The organism is Mesorhizobium sp. 113-3-3 (genome assembly GCF_016756495.1).
Taxonomy (GTDB): Bacteria; Pseudomonadota; Alphaproteobacteria; order Rhizobiales; family Rhizobiaceae; genus Mesorhizobium.
Map to the genome: position 1 here is coordinate 3,648,386 of NZ_AP023243.1, position 17,743 is coordinate 3,666,128.

At 64.5% G+C, this 17,743-nt stretch carries 17 protein-coding genes; 8 read left to right on the forward strand and 9 right to left on the reverse strand.

The window, feature by feature from the left end:
- Window positions 1-62: 62 nt before the first annotated feature.
- From JG746_RS17740 to JG746_RS17760, 5 genes are all read left to right on the forward strand, one after another.
- Window positions 63-1,223, forward strand: coding sequence for an MFS transporter (locus JG746_RS17740; RefSeq protein WP_202353987.1), 1,161 nt, complete (start codon window positions 63-65; stop codon window positions 1,221-1,223).
- A gap of 84 nt (window positions 1,224-1,307) precedes the next feature.
- A complete protein-coding gene (locus JG746_RS17745; RefSeq protein WP_202353988.1) occupies window positions 1,308-3,371 on the forward strand; it encodes a prolyl oligopeptidase family serine peptidase in 2,064 nt (687 codons plus the stop codon).
- A 244-nt stretch (window positions 3,372-3,615) separates the two neighbouring features.
- A complete protein-coding gene (locus tag JG746_RS17750; RefSeq protein ID WP_202353989.1) occupies window positions 3,616-4,995 on the forward strand; it encodes an aspartate aminotransferase family protein in 1,380 nt (459 codons plus the stop codon).
- Window positions 4,996-5,132: 137 nt separating this feature from the next.
- Complete coding sequence (locus tag JG746_RS17755; RefSeq protein ID WP_202353990.1) at window positions 5,133-5,498, forward strand: hypothetical protein; 366 nt, start codon at window positions 5,133-5,135, stop codon at window positions 5,496-5,498.
- A gap of 84 nt (window positions 5,499-5,582) precedes the next feature.
- Window positions 5,583-6,227: a cytochrome c oxidase assembly factor Coa1 family protein gene (locus JG746_RS17760; RefSeq protein ID WP_202353991.1), complete on the forward strand. Its 645-nt coding sequence runs from the start codon at window positions 5,583-5,585 to the stop codon at window positions 6,225-6,227.
- A 302-nt stretch (window positions 6,228-6,529) separates the two neighbouring features.
- Here JG746_RS17760 and mmsB read toward each other — a convergent pair whose 3' ends face one another.
- Both mmsB and JG746_RS17770 read right to left on the reverse strand, forming a co-directional pair.
- A complete protein-coding gene (gene mmsB / locus JG746_RS17765; RefSeq protein ID WP_202353992.1) occupies window positions 6,530-7,414 on the reverse strand; it encodes a 3-hydroxyisobutyrate dehydrogenase in 885 nt (294 codons plus the stop codon).
- Window positions 7,415-7,441: 27 nt separating this feature from the next.
- Window positions 7,442-8,608: an isobutyryl-CoA dehydrogenase gene (locus tag JG746_RS17770; protein WP_202353993.1), complete on the reverse strand. Its 1,167-nt coding sequence runs from the start codon at window positions 8,606-8,608 to the stop codon at window positions 7,442-7,444.
- A 142-nt stretch (window positions 8,609-8,750) separates the two neighbouring features.
- Here JG746_RS17770 and JG746_RS17775 point away from each other — a divergent pair, with 142 nt between their 5' ends.
- Window positions 8,751-9,365, forward strand: coding sequence for a dimethylsulfonioproprionate lyase family protein (locus JG746_RS17775; RefSeq protein WP_202353994.1), 615 nt, complete (start codon window positions 8,751-8,753; stop codon window positions 9,363-9,365).
- Complete coding sequence (locus tag JG746_RS17780; RefSeq protein WP_202353995.1) at window positions 9,365-10,840, forward strand: cobyric acid synthase; 1,476 nt, start codon at window positions 9,365-9,367, stop codon at window positions 10,838-10,840. The genes JG746_RS17775 and JG746_RS17780 overlap by 1 nt, the downstream gene beginning before the upstream one ends.
- 255 nt (window positions 10,841-11,095) lie before the next feature.
- Here JG746_RS17780 and JG746_RS17785 read toward each other — a convergent pair whose 3' ends face one another.
- The 4 genes from JG746_RS17785 to JG746_RS17800 all read right to left on the reverse strand — a co-directional run bounded on the left by JG746_RS17785 (window position 11,096) and on the right by JG746_RS17800 (window position 13,527).
- Entirely contained in the window at window positions 11,096-11,515 is a 420-nt protein-coding gene (locus tag JG746_RS17785) for a VOC family protein (RefSeq protein ID WP_202353996.1), read from the reverse strand.
- Between the two features lie 72 nt (window positions 11,516-11,587).
- Window positions 11,588-12,418, reverse strand: a complete 831-nt coding sequence (locus JG746_RS17790) for a helix-turn-helix domain-containing protein (protein WP_202353997.1) — start codon at window positions 12,416-12,418, stop codon at window positions 11,588-11,590.
- A gap of 101 nt (window positions 12,419-12,519) precedes the next feature.
- The gene (locus tag JG746_RS17795) at window positions 12,520-12,690 is read right to left on the reverse strand and encodes a hypothetical protein (protein WP_202353998.1); all 171 of its coding nucleotides are present in this window, start codon (window positions 12,688-12,690) and stop codon (window positions 12,520-12,522) included.
- Window positions 12,691-12,741: 51 nt separating this feature from the next.
- The gene (locus JG746_RS17800) at window positions 12,742-13,527 is read right to left on the reverse strand and encodes a TSUP family transporter (protein WP_202353999.1); all 786 of its coding nucleotides are present in this window, start codon (window positions 13,525-13,527) and stop codon (window positions 12,742-12,744) included.
- A 133-nt stretch (window positions 13,528-13,660) separates the two neighbouring features.
- Between JG746_RS17800 and JG746_RS17805 the strand changes: the two genes are divergently transcribed.
- A complete protein-coding gene (locus JG746_RS17805; RefSeq protein ID WP_027046940.1) occupies window positions 13,661-14,092 on the forward strand; it encodes a TerB family tellurite resistance protein in 432 nt (143 codons plus the stop codon).
- Between the two features lie 95 nt (window positions 14,093-14,187).
- Here the strand turns inward: JG746_RS17805 and JG746_RS17810 are convergent, their stop codons facing one another.
- Genes JG746_RS17810 through JG746_RS17820 form a run of 3 tightly spaced genes read right to left on the reverse strand, consistent with a single transcriptional unit; the run spans window position 14,188 to window position 17,620 of the window.
- Window positions 14,188-15,810 carry an ABC transporter ATP-binding protein gene (locus JG746_RS17810; protein WP_202354000.1) on the reverse strand — a complete coding sequence of 541 codons (1,623 nt, stop codon included), beginning with the start codon at window positions 15,808-15,810 and terminating at the stop codon, window positions 14,188-14,190.
- A complete protein-coding gene (locus JG746_RS17815; protein ID WP_202354001.1) occupies window positions 15,807-16,676 on the reverse strand; it encodes an ABC transporter permease in 870 nt (289 codons plus the stop codon). The genes JG746_RS17810 and JG746_RS17815 overlap by 4 nt, the downstream gene beginning before the upstream one ends.
- Window positions 16,673-17,620 (reverse strand): ABC transporter permease, encoded by a 948-nt coding sequence (locus tag JG746_RS17820; protein WP_202354002.1) that lies wholly within the window; start codon window positions 17,618-17,620, stop codon window positions 16,673-16,675. The genes JG746_RS17815 and JG746_RS17820 overlap by 4 nt, the downstream gene beginning before the upstream one ends.
- Window positions 17,621-17,743: the final 123 nt, after the last annotated feature.

A 17,743-nucleotide genomic window follows, 5' to 3' on the forward strand; every position in this document is an offset into this window, starting at 1 on the left:
CCGGCGGGGCTTACCGCTGTTTGGCCGAACCGCTAATCCTGCCGGGCACCAACGGTAGGACCATGGCCGCGACGGATTCGGAAACTGGCGAAGCAATGCAATGGGCGGCGATCACCGGCGTGATCGCGACGGTCTCGGTGTTCGCCATCGCACAGGGGCTGTCCTATCCGCTGTTGAGCTTCATCCTGCAACGCCAGGGCGTCTCCCCGGCGATGATAGGCCTGTCGGCGGCTATGACGCCGATCGGCTTTATCGTCTCGTCGCCGCTGATCCCGGGGCTGGCGCGGCGGTTCGGGGCAGGGCGCACCGCGCTCACCTGCGCCGCGCTCTCGGCCATCGTGCTGGCGCTGATCGGCTGGACGCAGAATGTCTATCTCTGGTTTCCACTGCGCTTCCTGATCGGCGTGGTGACCAACCCGCTCTATGTGTTGAGCGAAATCTGGGTGATCGCACTGGCGCCACCGGCCCGGCGCGGCCGCATCATGGGCGTCTACTCGACGATCATCTCGGCCGGATTCGCGGCCGGCCCGCTCTGCCTGCTTGCCGTCGGCACGCAGGGGTGGGCGCCCTTCCTCGTCGGCATCTGCGCCTTCGTGCTGTGCGGCATCTGCCTGGCCTCGGTGCTGCCGCGCCTGCCGAAGGTGGACGAGGCCGGGCATCGGGTTTCCGTTCTGGGCTTCGTGCCGATGGCGTGGCTGCTTCTGTTCGCGGTCATCGTGGCCGCTGGTTTCGAGCAGGGAGCGCTGGCGCTTCTGCCGGTCTACGGCACCCATTATGGCATTGCGGAAGTCCGCATGTCGGCGCTGCTGTCGATGATGATCGCCGGCAACATCGCCATGCAGGTGCCGCTCGGCCTGCTGGCGGAGAGGCTGACCGCACGCCTGGTGCGGCTTGCCTGTGTTTGCCTGACGGTGCTGGGGTGTGTCCTGCTGCCGCTGCTCATCGAAACGCCGCTGATCTGGCCGATGATCTTTGTCTGGGGCGCCGTGTCCTACGGCATCTACACGATGTCGATCATCGAGCTTGGCGAGCGCTTCACCGGCTCGGTACTGGTCGCCGGCAACGCCGCCTTCTCGCTGATGTGGGGCGTCGGCGGCATAGCCGTGCCGCCACTGGCCGGCGGCGCCATGGATATGCTGGGCGCGAGAGGCCTGCCGATCACGCTTGGCCTCATGTGCCTGGCGCTGGCGGTCGCGAGCGTCGCCGGTCGCGGGAAGGCCTGAATCCTCTGCAGAGATGCCGCGGCTATTGAATATCGGACGCGGCATGTCGATGTTGCATGCCGAAGCATGCCTATTGGAGATTCCATGACCAAGCCCATCGCCAAGCCAGAAGCCGGCACCGCGGATCCCTTCCTCTGGCTGGAGGACAGGACCAGCAAACAGTCTCTCGACTGGGTGCATGGCCAGAACGAAATCACGACAGGCCAATTGCAGGGCGATCCGTCCTATGAGGCGTCGTTCCAGACGGCGCTCGACCTGATGACGGCCGAGGACAACATCGCCGTCGGCGCGGCAATCGCCGGCTATGTCTATAATTTCTGGCAGGACAAGACCAATGCGCTCGGCCTGTGGCGCCGCACGACGGTCGCTTCCTACAAGACCCAGAAGCCGGTCTGGGAAACGATCATCGACTTCGACCAGCTTGCGGCGAAGGAGGGGATAAAATGGGTGTTCAGCGGCGCCAGCCGGCTCTATCCGGATTTCAGCCGCTGCCTGCTGTCGATGTCGCCGGATGGCGGCGACGCCAGCGAGATGCGCGAATTCGACATCGAAACCAGATCGTTCATCGAGGGCGGATTCCGCGCGCCGGCGTCGAAATCGGGTTTCGGCTGGCTGGACAAGGATACGGTCATCGTCTCGGCGGCCTTCGAGGACGCTGACAAGACCGAGTCCGGCTATCCGCGCGTGATCAAACTCTGGAAACGCGGCACGGCGCTGGAAGAAGCGACGCCGATCTTCGAGGCGCAAAAAGACGATCTCGCCGCCGGCGCCGGCGTCGAGTTCGACGGCGAGAAGCGCCACGTGTTTCTGGCGCGGGCGATCGATTTCTTCGCATCGCACAGTTTCCTGCACCTCCCGTCCAGAGAGAACAGGCGCATTCCGCTGCCCGACGACGCCACCGACACATCGCTTTTCAAGGACCAGCTGGTGTTCGGGGTGCGCACGCCATGGACGGCGCCGGACGGCACGGTGTGCCAGCCGGACGGGCTCTATTCGCTCGATTTCGCGCACTGGATCGAAACCGGCAGTTTCGGCGCCATCGAAACCTTGCTGGCGCCGGCCTATCGCGTCTCGATCGCCGGCATTGCCCGTACGCAGGACCGGCTGCTCATCAGCCTGATGGACAATGTGCGCGGCAAGGTCCTCGTCTGCGAGCGCAGGGATGGCGCCTGGTCGCTGAAACCCGTCGCGCTGCCTGAGAACGGCACTGTCGGCATCAGCCATGCCGAGCATTTCGGCTCGAGCGTTTCCTTCTCCTTCACCGATTTCCTGACGCCGAGCTCGATCATCTGGTCGGATGATGATGGCGAGACGCTGGAGACGGTGAAGTCGCAGCCGGCGCGCTTCGATGCCGCGCCGCTGATCTCGGAGCAGTTCGAAGCGCGCTCGAAGGACGGCACGATGATCCCGTATTTCGTCGTCAGACGGCGCGACCAGAAGGGGCCGGTGCCGACGCTGCTCTACGGCTATGGCGGGTTCGAAGTGCCGCTCTTGCCCGGCTATGCCGGCGTGCGCGGCAGGCTGTGGCTGGAGAAGGGCAATGCCTATGTGCAGGCCTGCATCCGTGGCGGCGGCGAGTTCGGGCCAGCCTGGCACCAGGCGGCGCTGAAAGGCAATCGCCAGAACGGTTTTGACGATTTCGCCGCGGTGGCCGAGGACGTCGTCAGGCGCGGCATCGCGACGGCCAGCTCGCTCGGCATCCAGGGCGGCTCGAATGGCGGCCTGCTGACTGGCGTTTCGCTGACACAGCGCCCGGAGCTGTTCGGCGCCGTCATCATCGAGGTGCCGCTGCTCGACATGCTGCGCTACACCGAATTGCCGCCCGGCGCCTCGTGGATGGCCGAATATGGCGATCCGTCGCAGCCGGAAGACGCGAAATGGCTGTCCGCCTATTCGCCCTACCAGCACGTCAAGGCGGATAGCGCCTATCCGCCGGTGCTGCTGACGACCTCGACCGCCGATGATCGCGTCCATCCCGGCCATGCGCGCAAGATGGCCGCGCGCCTGCAGGAGGCCGGCCATGCCAGGACATTGTTCTTCGAGGAAACCGAAGGCGGCCATGGCGGACGCGGCGACCGCCGGCCGCAGGCGGCGCAGACGGCGATGAAATATGTCTTCCTGCAGCGGGCGCTAGGCGCCAAGGCCTAGAAGGATTCTGTCATGGGCCAGGCAAAGGGTGGTTCACCTTGGCCAGCCTTTGCTCTAAGGTGCCCTGCATGGCTCCTGCTATGACCTTTGTCTGCACGTTCGGGGTCGCGGTGACACCGTCGCCGCGCACGCTGCGCGCGGAGCTTTTGCGACTGTGCGCCCGCATCGGTTATTCACCGCCTGCCAGCCTCTGATGCATTCGCCCCGGCTCCTGCCGGCTTGAATCCAGAGGAAAGAATCAGACATGACCTATCAGAATTATTCGCTGAAGCAGCTTCAGCAGATCGACGCCGCGCATCATCTCCATCCCTTCACCGACCACAAGGAATTGCGCGAGGCGGGTTCGCGCATCATCACCCACGCCAAGGGCCCGTTCATCTACGATTCCGAAGGGGCGGAGCTGCTCGACGGCATGGCCGGCCTGTGGTGCGTCAACATCGGCTATGGCCGCGACGAACTGGCCGAGGCCGCCTACGCCCAGATGAAGGAACTGCCTTACTACAATTCCTTCTTCAAATGCTCGACGCCGACGCCGGTGCTGTTGTCCAAGAAGCTGGCCGAGATCGCGCCGAAGAACGTCAACCAGGTTTTCTACGGCTCCTCCGGCTCGGAGGCCAACGACACGGCATTGCGTCTTGTTCGCCACTACTGGGTGATCGAGGGCAAGCCGGAGAAGAACCGCATCATCTCGCGCAAGATGGCCTATCACGGCTCGACCATCGCCGGCACGTCGCTCGGCGGCATGGACGCCATGCACAAGCAGCTCAATGGCGCGGTGCCCAACATCGTCCATGTGATGATGCCCTATGCCTATGAGCTGGCGCTGCCCGGCGAGAGCGACCATGATTTCGGCCTGCGCGCGGCCAAGTCGGTCGAGGATGCCATCCTCGAGGCCGGCGCCGACAAGGTCGCGGCCTTCATCGGCGAGCCTGTGATGGGCGCGGGCGGCGTCAAGATCCCGCCGGCGAGCTACTGGCCCGAAGTGCAGCGCATTTGCCGCAAATACGATGTACTTTTGATGCTGGACGAGGTCATCACCGGCTATGGCCGCACCGGCGAATGGTTCGCCGCGCAGACCTTCGGCATCGAGCCCGATACCATCACCACGGCCAAGGCGCTGACCTCGGGCTACCAGCCGCTGTCGGCACTGCTGGTCGGCGACCGCATCACCTCGACGCTGGTCGAGAAGGGTGGCGAGTTCAACCACGGCTACACCTATTCCGGGCATCCGGTGGCTTGTGCCGTCGCCTTGAAGAACCTGGAGATCATCGAGCAGGAAGGCCTGGTCGACCGCGTCAGGAACGACACCGGGCCTTATTTCGCCAAGGCCTTGCAGGAGCGCATCGCCGGGCATGAGCTGGTCGGCGAGGTGCGTTCGATCGGGTTGATGGGCGCGATCGAGATCGTCAAGGACAAGGCGACCAAGGAACGCTTCCTGCCATCGGGAAGTGCGGCGGTGACGGTGCGCGACCATGCCATCGCCAACGGCATGATGCTGCGCGCCACCGGCGACACGATGATCCTGTCGCCGCCGCTGATCTGGACCCGCGATACGATCGACATGGCCTGCGAGCGTATCGGCAAGGCGCTGGATCTGGCGCAGGCCGATCTGCGCAAGCGATAAGGCGAACCTCGGCCGGGTGTGGCCTGGAGGGAACGCCCGGCCTCGACAAACATACTGCCGCGATGGGAACAAACTTCATCCTCCGCGCGTAGTGTGTGGGGCAGCCGCCATCCGGCTGCGACAAGGGGTTCATTTCCATGAGAAAACCCGGCAAGAGCCGACGCGCGCATGAAGCGGCCGGCATCGGCGCTGACCTGATGCTCGCGCCGATGGTGGCGATGATGCGTCTGCCTTTGATGGCGATGGATGCCGGCAGCAGCCAGCCCTGGGGGACCGAAACCGTGCGTGCGGTGAACGAGAAGACCGCGGCAATCGCCGAGGGCGCGTTCGCGGCGCAAATGTCGTTCCTGCAGTCGGCTTCGCGGTTCTGGCCAGAACTCCTTTCCGGCCGCACACCGTCACTGTTCAATGGTGTCGCGGCAGAACGGTCGATCAGCGCCGCGCTAAAGCCGGCCAGCCGCGCGGTGAAGGCGAATTTTCGCCGGCTTTCGTCAAAGGCTTGAAATAGGCCCCGCGGAACTTTGATTTTGCTCAGCGGCGAGATCATGGGCTAGAACCAATCGGTATACGCACCGATGGGGGACATGATGGCCGGACAACCGCTCAACCAGCCGGCAGAAATTCCGGCCGAGCTCGATCGCTGGAACTGGGGCGCGTTTTTCCTCAACTGGATCTGGGGCATCGGCAACAGCACGTTCATCGCGCTGTTGGCGCTGATCCCGGTCGTCAACCTCGTCATGATCTTCGTGCTCGGCGCACGCGGCAGCCGCTGGGCCTGGCAGAACCGGGCCTGGCGTGACGCGGAGCAGTTCCGCAAGACGCAGCGCAACTGGGCAATCGCCGGCCTTGCCGTCTGGGTGCTCAGCATCGGGGGCTGTGCGACAGCAGTCGGCAGCATCCCCTTCATGTTCAAAGGCAGTGATGCCTACCACATGACCATGGACGCCGTGCGTTCCGATACCCGCGTGAAGGCTGCCATTGGAGACGACGTGACCGACAAGTTCTGGGTCGGCGGCCATCTCAACGTCAGCGCCAATGGCACCGGCGACGCCCAGTTCAGCATTCCCGTCCACGGCGCCAAGGGCAAAGCCACCGTGTTTTCCCATCTGGTCCGCAATGCCGGCATTTGGAGCATCCGCCTGCTCGTGGTCAGGGTGGATGGGGTGGACGCGCCGATCGTGCTGACCAACGAAGATCACGTGCCAATCCCGAACGCGGCGATCGGAATATAGACATGGGCCTGGAGCGGGCACGGCAGAAATGCAAAAACCGCGCTCCATCGGGAACGCGGCTTTGCCAGATACGCATGGCGTTTCGCTACTCAAACAATTTGCGAAACTTATGGGCACTTGTCGAAACTTAAGGGCTCCGGTACGCGAGACCTGATCCGGAGCGCCGGGCGGATGCGATATGTCCGCCTCGCTGTCCGTTTTATAGGGACATCGTTACCGCAGAGTTATCGAGAGCTTAAGCAAATCTAAATTTACGGTTCTTCTGCCGGGCAGATCCGGAAAAAACCTATGAAATCCGTGGATTACGCTGGGTTACCCCTGAGAAAATTAATTATGCCGGAGAAATCGGCGCCGCCATGCCCCTGGGCGTTGAACAGGGCATAGAGCTGCGCCGCCTCGGCGCCAAGTGGGGTCACGGCGCCCGCGCCCTGGGCTGCTTCCTGGGACAATTTCAGGTCTTTCAGCATAAGGGCGGCGGCAAAGCCCGGTCTGTAATCCCTGTTGGCGGGCGAGGTCGGCACCGGGCCGGGCACCGGGCAATAGGTGGTCAAGGACCAGCATTGGCCCGAAGAAGTCGAGGCGACGTCGAACAACGCCTGATGCGACAGGCCGAGTTTTTCCGCCAGCACGAAGGCCTCGGCAACGCCGATCATCGAAATGCCGAGGATCATGTTGTTGCAGATCTTTGCCGCCTGGCCGGCGCCGTCGCCGCCGCAATGCACGATGCGCCCGGCCATCGGCTTCAGGACCGGCTCGGCGGCGGCGAAGGCGTCGTTGGCGCCGCCGGCCATGAAGGTCAGGGTGCCGGCCGCGGCACCGCTGGTGCCGCCCGAGACCGGTGCATCGATGGAGAGCAGGCCGTGTTTGGCGGCAATCGCATGCGCCTTGCGCGCCGACTCGACGTCGATCGTCGAGGAATCGATGAACAGCGCGCCTTTTTTGGCCTTGGGCGCGATGTCCTCATAGACTGACAGCACGTGCTTGCCGGCGGGCAGCATGGTGATCACCACGTCCGCGTCCTTCACTGCGGCAGGTGCATTGGCCATGACGACGATGCCGTGGTCGCGTGCAACGGTGAGATTCTCCGGCACGAGGTCGAAACCATGCACCGTATGGCCCGCCTTGACCAGATTGGCAGCCATCGGATTGCCCATATTGCCAAGGCCGATGAAGGCGATCGTCGTCATTGTCTCTCTCCCAAATTCTTGCTGGCTTCAGCGGCCAATCAGCGCCCGCGCGATGATGACGCGCATGATCTCGTTGGTGCCTTCGAGGATCTGGTGCACCCTGAGATCGCGCACCAGTTTCTCGATGCCGTAATCATGCAGGTAGCCATAGCCGCCGAGCAGTTGCAGCGCATTATTGGCGACGTTGAAGCCGGTGTCGGTCACGAAGCGCTTGGCCATGGCAGACCATTTGCCGGCGTCCGGGGCCTTGCGGTCGAGCCTGGAGGCGGCGGCATAGAGGAAGATGCGCGCCGCCTGCAACTCGGTCTCCATGTCGGCCAGTCTGAACTGCAGCGCCTGGAACTGGTTGATCTTCGAGCCGAAGGCCTTGCGCTCGGCGGTGTAGGACAGCGCCTTGTCGAGCGCCGACTGGGCGCCGCCCAGCGAACAGGCAGCGATGTTCAGCCGGCCGCCATCAAGCCCAGCCATGGCGATGCCGAAACCGGCGCCTTCGCCCGACAAGAGGTTTTCCGCCGGCACCTTGCAGTCCTCGAAGATGACCTGGCGCGTCGACTGCATATGCCAGCCCATCTTGTGCTCGTTGGCGCCGAAGGAAAGGCCGGGCGCGTCTTTCGGCACGACGATGGTGGAAATGCCCTTCGGCCCGTCGGCGCCGGTGCGCACCATCACGGCATAGACATCGCTGTCGCCGGCGCCCGAGATGAATTGTTTGGCGCCGTTGAGCACATAATCGCCGCCGCTCTTCACCGCGCGTGTCTTCAGCGCCGCGGCATCCGAGCCGGAGCCCGGCTCGGTCAGGCAGTAGCTGGCCAGCCATTCCATGGAGGTGAGCTTCGGCAGGAAGCGCTGGCGCTGTTCCTCATTGCCGAAGCGGTCGATCATCGAGGCCACCATGTTGTGGATCGAGATGAAAGACGAAAAGCCCGGATCGGCATGCGACAGCGCCTCGAAGATCAGCACGGCGTCGAACCGGCCGAGCGCGGAGCCGCCGACATCGTCCCTGACATAGATGCCGCCGAGGCCGAGTGGCCCGGTCTCGCGGATCACGTCGGCCGGGAAATGCTTCCTGCGGTCCCAGTCGAGCGCGTTCGGCGCGACGCGGTCGGCGGCGAAGGCCTGCGCCATCTCCTGGATGGCGCGCTGTTCCTCGTTGAGTTCGAACTGGCTGGTGCTCGCATCGACCGCGGCGTCCATGGCGTTCTCTCCCTATATGCCAGCTAGCCCGCTGGCCTGTCGTTTTTGGCTTTGCGCGCGCATCAATCTAGACCAATGATGCCGCCGCGCAACCCGACCCGCTGCGGAGCGGCTGTGCGCCAATGCATGTCCGGAGCGAGATGTGACGACAAAATTCGATGAACTGCTGGGGCGATTCCATGCCTATCTCGCTTCCGTGGACGACGCGCTGGTGCGCGACGCCGTGGCCCGCATCGGCTGGGACATGCCGGCACGCCCGTTGGCGCCGTATCCGCTCGGCTGCCTGCGCCATCTCGATCGCGCGGCGGACCTGGCGTCGATAGCTGCGCAACCGCTGGTGCAGTGGCTGGCAGAGCATCGAAATGGATTGCGCTGGGGGCAGACGTACACCGAGGCCGATTTCGGCAAGGCTTTCATCGACAATTATGGCTGGCTGGAAGTGTTCGGCACGCGTGGCCATTTCGCCAATGACGAGGTGGCCGCCGGCCTGCTGATTCTCGGGCCCGGGATCGTCTATCCCGACCACCACCATGTCGCCGAGGAAATCTACATTCCGCTGACCGGCGGCACGGAATGGCGTATGGGCGAGGGTGGGTTTCGCAAGCGCGAGGCCGGCGAGGTCATCCACCACGCTTCCAATGTCAACCACGCCATGCGCACCGGCAACGAGCCGCTATTGGCGCTCTACATCTGGCGCGGCGGGCCGCTGGCGCAGAAATCCACGATCACCGGAACCGCGGCGCAGGGCCAAAGCTGATGGCCAAAGCGATCATGCTGCAAGGCACGGGTTCGGATGTCGGCAAGACGGTGCTGGTCGCCGGCCTTTGCCGCGCCGCGAAGAAGCGTGGCCTCAAGGTGCGGCCGTTCAAACCGCAGAACATGTCGAACAACGCCGCCGTTGCCGACATTCCCGGCGACAGCAACAATGGCGGCGGCGAGATCGGCCGCGCGCAGTGGCTGCAGGCGATCGCTTGCGGGGTGGCGCCGTCGGTTCATATGAACCCGGTGCTGCTCAAGCCGCAGACCGATGTCGGCGCGCAGGTCATCGTCCAGGGCAAGGTGTTTGGTGAGGCGCGTGCGCGCGACTACCAGGCGCTGAAGGGCCGGCTGATGGACGCCGTGCTGGACTCCTGGGGCAAGGTCGGCGAGGGCGCCGATCTGGTGATCGTCGAGGGCGCCGGCTCGCCGGCTGAAATCAACCTCAGAAGCCGCGACATCGCCAATATGGGTTTTGCCACGCGTGCTGATGTGCCGGTGGTGCTGGTCGGCGACATCGATCGTGGCGGCGTCATCGCTTCCGTCGCCGGCACTCATCTGATCCTGCCGGAAGAAGACCGGCGCTTGATCGTCGGTTACCTCATCAACAAGTTCCGCGGCGATGTCTCGCTGTTCGATGACGGTCTGAAGGCGATCGAGAAGTTCACCGGATGGCGCTGCTTCGGTGTGGTGCCGTGGCTGAAGGCGGCGGCGCGGCTGCCTTCGGAAGATTCGGTGGTGCTGGAACGGCTGGCGTCCGGCGCGGCGCGCGCGCTGAGGGTGGCGGTGCCGATGCTTGGCCGCATCGCTAATTTCGACGATCTCGATCCACTCAAGGCCGAACCCCAGGTCGAGGTCGTGTTCGTGCCGCCTGGGAAGCCGCTGCCCGCCGATGCCGGGCTGGTGGTCATTCCAGGTTCGAAGTCGACCATCGGCGATCTCCTGAGATTCCGCGAGAATGGCTGGGACCGGGATATTGCCGCGCATCGCAAGCGCGGCGGCCATGTCGTCGGCATTTGCGGCGGCTATCAGATGCTTGGGCGCAGCGTGCGCGATCCTGACGGCATTGAAGGCAGCGTCACCGACGCCAAAGGGCTCGGTCTGCTCGATATTGAAACGGTGATGGAGCCGGAGAAGACGGTGCGCAATGTCAGCGCCCGCTCGGTGCAATTCGATCTGCCGCTCGAAGGCTACGAAATCCATCTCGGCCGCACCACCGGCCCCGACACGATGCGGCCATCGGCGATCATCAATGGCGTCGCAGACGGCGCGATCTCGGCTGATGGCAAGGTCTTGGGCACCTACATGCACGGCCTGTTCGGCGCCGACGCGTTTCGCGGAAAATTCCTGGAAAGCCTCGGCATAAAGGGCGCCGGCATCGACTACCGCGCCGAAGTCGAACGGGCGCTGGACGACGTCGCGGCCGAGTTGGAGAGCCACCTCGACTGTGACGCGATCTTCGGGTTGGCGCGGTAATTTCGCGGCGCTGGTGATGGCCGAAGCGCACATTGGCTTCGTCATTCTAGGGCGAAGCGACGCGGCGCAGACCCTAGAATCCATGCCGGGACTCGGAAGCGTTGCTACGGTGCAGAATTCTGCACCGCTGCACTCCACGACTGAGGTCACGGAATGGATCCCAGGGTCTCCGCGACGCCGCTTCGCGGCTGCTCCGCCCAGGGATGACGAAGTTGGGGGAGGCTTCGCTCAATCCCGAACCTGCAGCGCCATAACTCAGCCCTTCTCCGCAGCCTTCGGCCAGTAAGTCCCAAAAGACCAAACACTGCCTTCCGGATCGCGGCAGATGAATTCGCGGCTGCCATAGTCACGGTCGGTCAGTTCCTGGATGATCGTCGCGCCGGCCTTTTTCGCCCTCGCATAGGCGGCATCGGCATCCTGGATGGCGACATAGATCGACTTCCCGCCGCCGGTGCCGGGTTCGCCGACCATCTTGCCGTAATCGTCATCGCGCGCACTGCCCAGCATGATCATCGAGGCGCCGAAGACCAGTTCGGCATGGTGCACGACATCGCCTTCGCCATAGCGGGCACGGACGCTGAAGCCGAAGGCCTCGCACAGCCAGTCGATCATTTTTGCCGCGTTCCTGTAGCGCAGGGCAGGGTAGAGGCGCGGGGCTTCGGTGGTGGTGGGCATGTCGATCTCCTGACGTTGGGTTGGTCGATAACCCACTCTGTTCGAAGGCCGTTCGAACGTCTTGAAGAAATGTTACCTGTCGACAAGCGCCGTCGGCGTCTCGCCGGCGAGGTCGCGGAATTCGCGCACCAGATGGGCCTGGTCGGCGTAACCGCAATCGGCGGCGATATCGGCCCAATCGACGGTCTGTCGCCGCGACAGGCCGAGCGCCCGGTTGAAGCGGACGATGCGCGACAGCGTCTTGGGGCCGATGCCGATCGCATTGGAAAAGCTGCCGGCGAGATGTTTTCGGCTCCAGCCCAGTCTTTCGGCGATCGATGCAATGCGGGTCCGGCCGCCCGATGCGATGATGCGGTCATAGGCCCAGGCGATTTCCAGCGGCGTTTCGGCGGCGCTGGCAAGACGGGTGGTGACGAAGGTTTCGGCGAGGTCGAAACGCGACGCCCAGTCCGGCGCGTTGCCAAGCTGTTCGCGCAGCGCCATGCCCTCGGCGCCCAGCACGTCGTCGAGGACGACCATGCTGTCGGTCAGTTCGCTCATCGGCAGGCGGAAGAAACGGCGCGCCCCGAGAGGCGTGAAGTTGATCTGCACGCAGCAGGCGGTACCGAAGGATTCGATCATCACCGGTCCGGCAAAGAGGCCGGCGGCGAAACTGGCAAAGCGGTCATTGTCGCCGGGCGCCTTGCCGAGGCCGATGGCGAAGGGCTCGGCGAAACTGATGACGAGCGGAACGGTCAACGAAGCGTATTCGACATTGCGGAAATGACCGGCAGCCGTTTCGCGATAGCCGCAAATGTCTGACACAATGCCATCAAGCGCAGGATCGGGAAGGCGCCGGCGCATCTCGAAGCGCCCCGCGACGGAGCGGTCCTCTTCCTTCCGGCGCTGCATCTCGATCGGCATTGGCCATCCTTCCGCCGAGAGGAGCCTATCAGCCGAGCGCCGGAATCAAAAGCGCCCGGCTTTTGGCCGGGCGCTCTCTGTCCCCACTTCAAGGGAACTTGTCAGGCCCCGCGCATCATGCAGCCGGCGGCGAGCACGATGTAGGCAATGAGAACGATCCACACCGATGCGAGCGGGATAAAGGCGAGAACGCCAAGCGCGGCGAGAATGCCGATGATGGCGATGATGAGGGAAATGATGAAAACGATCTGGGTAGGCGCGCTGAGATTCATGCGTGGCTCCTCCAACATGATTCGAACAGCGCCATGGTAACAGGCGCGTGATCATACACCAATCATGACACGCAGGGGGTTGGCTGGGTCGGCCAGCAGTTTCACCGCCAGCGCGAGGCAGACGATCACCAGCAGTGGCTTGATCAGCCTGGCGCCGATGCGCATGGCGAGGCTGGCGCCGACGCGGGCGCCGAGGAACTGGGCGACGCCCATCATCAGGCCGATCTTCCAGGAGATGACGCCGACCGCGGCGAAGACGATGAAGCCGCCGATGTTGGAGGCGAAGTTGAGCAGCTTGGTGTGCGCCGTCGCCTTGAGCACGCCGTAGCCGGCGAGGGCGACGAAGGCCAGCATGTAGAAGGAGCCGGCGCCGGGACCGAACAGGCCGTCATAGAAGCCGATCGCCGGTACCAGGGTCAGTCCGAACAGGAAGGGCGACAGCCGCTCGGCCCGGTCGACATCGTTCATGTTGGGCTTGAGCGCGAAATAGAGCGCGATGGCGATCAGCACCAGGGGCAGCAGGGCGCGCAGGAGATCGCCCGGAACGATGGTGGCCAGCAAGGCGCCAACGACACCGCCGGCAGCCGCAAGCAGAGCCGACGGCAATTGACGGCGCAGGTCGACATGGCCCTTGGAGGCGTAGTGGATGGTCGCCGAGCCGGAGCCGAACATGCCTTGCAGCTTGTTGGTCCCTAGCGCCTCGACCGGCGAAAACCCGGCAAGCAAAAGCGCCGGAATGGTGATCAGCCCGCCGCCGCCGGCAATCGAATCGACAAAGCCCGCGGCAAAGGCGGCGACGGCGAGCATGGCGATTGTCTGGGTGGTGAGATCGATCATCTGATGCGGGAGACGTCCGGGCGGCGGGATAACGGCGTTCGATCACGACAGCCCTGTTTGCGCAAGGCCGATTCCGCGCTACCTCTATCCAAGCGCGCCGCGCTTGGATTGGTTAACCCGGAAAGAGGCCCCGATGGCATTCGCATTGCTGGACCAGATACGCTCCATCTTCGACGGCGACCCGGGCGTGCGCAAGGTCGCGGACGATCCGGTCCTGTCGGCTGAACTGCTGATGCTGTTCCGCATGATCCTGGCTGACGGGACGGTCAGCGAAAGCGAGATGGTTGCCTTCCGGCGCATCTGCAAGGACGCCTTCGGCATTCAGGAAACCAGCATCGACGCCGTCATCGAATATCTCAACGAGTTCGGCTACGAGACCAACGGCTCGCAGGCGATCGCGCTGTTTCGCGATCTCGATGTCGAACGGCGCAAGCAACTGGCCCAGCACATGGCGGAAATCGCCAAGGCGGATTCGCAACTGGCCGAGAGCGAGGTGCGCCTGCTGCGCCGCACGCTCGACCTGCTCGACATCAGTCCGGTCGATGTGGTGAAGCCGGAAGAGTAGGGCGGGCCCGGGGGCCCGCTGCCTACGGCAGCTCCACGGTTTGCGACCTCCCATCGTGCCACTGGCACGATGGATTCGCTTCGCGAACCGGTCGCTCACCCTTGCTCCTGCATCTTCCGGGCGATCGCCCGATGCAAATCGGGCGCGGCGCTGACAAGTGCATTGGCCGCTTCGGATTGCGGATGATCGAGCACCGCGTTCGTCTTGCCGCGCTCGACGATCCTGCCCTCATGCATGACCAGGACCTCGTCCGATATGGCGCGGGCGACGGTCAGGTCGTGGGTGATGAAGAGATAGGCGATGCCGAGTTTCTGGTTGAGTTCGGCGAACAGATCGAGGATCTGCGCGCGGATCGACACATCGAGCGCCGAAACCGGCTCGTCTGCGACGACCAGTTTCGGCCTGGTGATGATGGCGCGGGCGATCGACAGGCGCTGGCGCTGGCCGCCGGAAAATTCGTGCGGGTACTTGTCCATGTCTCTGATATCGAGGCCGACCTCGTGCAGCGCATGCGCCACCAGCTCGCGGCGCTCGCCGCGCGTCGGCTTCTTGTCCAGCACGTGCAAGGGCTCGGCGACCAGTTTTTCCACCTGCTGACGCGGATCGAAAGAGCCGTAGGGATCCTGGAAGACGACCTGCATGTCGCGCCTGGCCGGCTTCAATTCGGCTTCGCTTTTGCCGGTGATGGTCTCGCCGCGAAAGCGGATCGTGCCCGAACTCGGCCGATCCAGCGCCAGGATCATGCGCGCGAGCGTGGACTTGCCGCAGCCGGAGCGGCCGACCAGCGCCACGGATTGGCCCGGCGACATCGACAGCGAGACATCGTCGACGGCGCGGATAGGGGCCGCCCGTTTGAAGAGGGAGCTCCGGCGGCCGGGATAGTCGCGGGTCACGCTTTCGACCTGAAGCAGGGGCTTGCTTTGGCTTGCATCGTGCGCCCTGGCGCGCGCCGGCACATGCATCGAGGCCTGCGCCAGCTGCCGCGTGTAGGGGTGGAGCTGTTCGGACAGCGTGCGGGCGGTGTCGCCGGCCTCCATCACCTCGCCATGCCGCAGGATGGTGATGCGATCGGCCATCTCGGTCACCACGGCGAGATCGTGGGAGATCAAGAGCAGGCCCATGCGGCTTTCCGCGACGAGGTCGCGCAGAAGGTCGAGGATCTGCGCCTGCAGCACCACGTCGAGCGCCGTCGTCGGCTCGTCGGCGATCAAGAGCTTCGGTTTCAGCGCGCAGGCGATGGCGATGACGACGCGCTGGCGCTGGCCACCCGACAGTTCGTGCGGATAGCGCGACAGCGGGAATTTTGCCGAGGGCAGGCCGACGCGGTCGAGCATTTTGCGCGCCCGTTCCTCAGCCGCGGCGCGCGTGGCCTTGGTGTGCCAGCGTATGCCTTCGGCGACCTGTTCGCCGATGGTCTTGACCGGGTTGAGCGCCGTCATCGGTTCCTGGAACACCATGCCGATGTCGTCGCCGCGCAGTGCGCACATCTGGTCCTCGGTTGCTCCGAGGATGTCGATGCCGTCGAACGAGACGCGCCCGGTGGCGCGCGCGGCATGCGGCAGAAGCCGCATCACCGTCAGCGCCGTCATCGATTTGCCGGAGCCGGATTCGCCGACCAGCCCCATCACTTCGCCTGACGCGACGGAGAGCTCCATGTCTCTCAGGATCGGCGTGTCGCCGATGGTCAGCGACAGTTTGTCGATTTCCAGCAGGCTCATCGCTGCCGCCGCGATTTGGGGTCGAGAATGTCGGCGATGCCGTCGCCCAGGAGATTCAGGCCAAGCACGGTGATGACGATCGCCATGCCGGGGAAGATCGCCATCCACGGCGCCACCACCATGCGCGTCTGGGCGTCGAACAGCATGCGGCCCCAGCTCGGCATGGGCGGCTGCGCGCCGAGGCCGAGATAGGAAAGCCCGGCCTCGGCCAGGATGCCGAGCGCGAACTGGATGGTGCCTTGCACCAGGAGCAGCGTGGCGATGTTGGGCAGCACATGTTCGATCGATATCTGCGTGCTGCTTTTTCCCGCGGCGCGCGCGGCCAGGATGAATTCGCGCGGCCAGATCGCCAGTGCGCCGGCACGCGCGACGCGGGCAAAGACCGGGATGTTGAAGATGCCGATGGCGATGATGGCGTTTACGGCGCCCGGCCCGAAGATGGCGGTGATCATGATGGCCGACAGCAGCGCGGGGAAGGCGAAGACGAGATCGTTGACGCGCATCAGCGCCTCGTCGACGAGGCCGCCACGCGCGGCGGCAAAGGTGCCGAGCGGCACGCCGACGCCCATGCCGATGCCGACCGCGACCAGCGCCACGGCGATCGAATTGCGGGCGCCGACCATGATCATCGACAGGATATCGCGGCCAAAATGGTCGGTGCCGAACCAGTGCGTGAGCGAGGGGCCTTGCGTCTTGTCGGCTATGACCAGCTTCGTCACATCGTAGGGCGTCCAGGCATAGGAGACGACCGCCATCGCCAGGATCAGCACGGTGATGGCGAAGCCGGTGACGAAAGCGGTGTTCCGGAACGCCTTGGCCAGAATCCCACTCAATGTCTCTTCAGGGATGTCGATGTGCAGGGTCATTGCCGGCCTCTCAGGCGCGGATCGACGACCGCATAGGAAAGGTCGACGATAAGGTTGACGGCAATGACGGCGGTGACCAGCAGCATGACGACGCTCTCGACGACGATCAGGTCGCGTTGGGTGATCGCCTGGAACACCAGCCGGCCAAGGCCGGGGAGGTAAAAAACATTCTCGATGATGATGGTGCCGGCAAGCAGGAAGGCGAATTGCAGGCCTAGGATGGTCAGCACCGGGATCATGGCGTTGCGCAGCGCGTGCCGCCACAGCACGGCGCGGTAGGGCAGGCCCTTGGCGCGGGCGGTGCGGATGTAATCCTCGTTCAGCACCTCGATCAGCGCCGAGCGGGTGACGCGCGCCAGGATCGCCGCCTGCGGCAAGGCAAGCGCCACCGCCGGCAGCAGCAGCGATTTCAGCGCTGGCCAGATGCCGGGGCTCCAGCCGGGAAAGCCGCCGGCCGGCACCAGCCGCAGCCAGACGGCGAAGACATAAATCAGCATCAGCGCAAACCAGAAATTGGGCACGGCGACGCCAAGCTGTGCCGCGCCCATGGAAATCGTGTCGCCTGCCCGGCCGCGCCTGCTGGCGGAAAACAGGCCGACCGGAATGGCGATGATCGTGGAGAGCGCAAGCGCGATCAACGCCAGCGGCAGTGAGACGGCCAGCCGTTCACGCACCAGATCGATGACTGGCACCGAATAGGTGTAGGACCGGCCGAAATCGAGGCTGAGCAGGCCGCCGGCCCAGTGCAAATAGCGCAAGAGGAGGGGCGCGTTCAGGCCCATCTGGTTGCGCAGCAGCTCGACCTGGTCGGCGCTGGCGTTCATGCCCAGCATCAGCCGCGCCGGGTCGCCCGGCAGGATTTCCAGCACCGCGAACACCACGATGGAGGCCAGCACCAGCGTGGCGAGCGAGATGGCGAGGCGCTTGAGGAGGTAGGCGGTCATCGACACGGGGCGACAGACGTGTCGTCATCCTGGGGCAAAGCAGGAGCGAAGCTCCGTCGCGGAGACCCCAGGATCCATGCCGTGAGGGAATTCGAAGAGCGCGACGGTCCATAACCAGCGTCG